The following is a 1,428-nucleotide window of genomic DNA, read 5'->3' on the forward strand; positions in this document are numbered from 1 at the left end:
GGGCAGGACTGTCCAAGCCGCTGTCCGGCGATGCCGCCAGGGCGGTCGAGGTTGCGACAGAACTGAACCTGCCGGTCGTCGCGGTCGATCTGCCCTCAGGCGTGTCAGGCGAGAGCGGCCAGGTTCTCGGCCATGCATTCCGCGCCCGGATCACGGTGACGTTCGCGCGAAAAAAGCCCGGCCATCTGCTGTTGCCAGGGCGCGAGATGTGCGGCGATCTGGTGCTTGCCGACATTGGCATCGGCGATAGGATCATTGCGCAGGTCGACCCGCGAACCTTCGAGAACACTCCGCCGCTTTGGCTAGGGAGTCTTCCGGTTCCAGCCGTCGACACCCATAAATACAGGCGCGGCCATGTCGGCGTCTTTTCCGGCGGGCCGTCGGCGACGGGCGCCGCACGGCTGTCGGCGCTTGCCGCGGCCAGAAGCGGGGCGGGGGCGGTGACCGTGCTGTCGCCGGCGAACGGGCTGCAGGTGAATGCCGCGCATCTGACCTCGATCATGCTGCGTAGGGCCGACAGCTTCGCGGACGTACAGGAGTTCATCGACGGCCGCCGGCCGTCGGCGTTCGTCCTCGGACCCGGATTTGGCGTCGGCGAAAAAACACGCGATTTTGCCCTCGGCGTACTGGCCGCCGGACAACGGCCAGACGGCAGGGTCGACGGGCTGGTGCTCGATGCCGATGGCATCACCGCGTTTCGCGATACGCCCAACGTTTTGTTTGAAGCCGCCTGTCGTCCGAACACGCCGGCGCTGGTGCTGACGCCGCATGAGGGCGAATTCGCCAGGCTGTTTCCGGACATCGCCGGAGACAAGAATCTATCCAAGCTGGCCAAGGCGCGCACTGCCGCCGAGCGTGCCGGCGCCATCGTCGTCTACAAGGGCGCTGACACGGTGATCGCGGCGCCCGATAGCAGAGCAGCGATCAACGGCAATGGCGCGCCATGGCTGGCCACGGCCGGGTCGGGCGACGTGCTGTCGGGCATCATCGCCGGCTTCCTGGCACAAGGCATGCAGGCTTTCGAAGCCGCCTGCGCGGCGGTCTGGATTCACGCCGAGGCCGGCAGCCGTTTCGGACCTGGGCTGATCGCCGAAGACCTGCCGCTGGCGCTGGTGCCGGTGCTGCGCGAGCTTGCCGAAAATCGCCACGGGATGACCGCTGAATGAACCATCGGCTCGCCTTGATCGCTGTGATTTTCGCCAATTTTTTCCTAGCCAACCTCGCGCAAGCCGAAGGTCCGGTGATGATCGTCGACGATCCAGCCGTGCTCGCCGCCATCGATGCCAAGGGTTTTGGTTTCGCCGGCATTTTCGGCGTCGATGGCAAGGGCGACCTGAAGACGCTCTATGACAAGGCGCCGGCCTATCATCAGATCGTCGAAACGATCGCCGGCGATGTCGCCGCGCTGCGCGCCGAAATGAAGGCTGG

General features: G+C 65.8%; 1 protein-coding gene and 1 pseudogene. Both read left to right on the forward strand.

The window, feature by feature from the left end:
- Window positions 1–1,166: NAD(P)H-hydrate dehydratase (locus EOA85_RS35225; RefSeq protein ID WP_127212725.1), on the forward strand; the 1,166-nt coding region annotated here is incomplete at its 5' end.
- Window positions 1,163–1,428 (forward strand): annotated as a pseudogene (locus EOA85_RS35230) (hypothetical protein); the annotation flags it as partial. The gene EOA85_RS35225 and the pseudogene EOA85_RS35230, both read left to right, overlap by 4 nt.

This window comes from Mesorhizobium sp. M5C.F.Ca.IN.020.29.1.1 (assembly GCF_003997375.1).
GTDB classification, from domain to species: Bacteria; Pseudomonadota; Alphaproteobacteria; order Rhizobiales; family Rhizobiaceae; genus Mesorhizobium; species Mesorhizobium wenxiniae.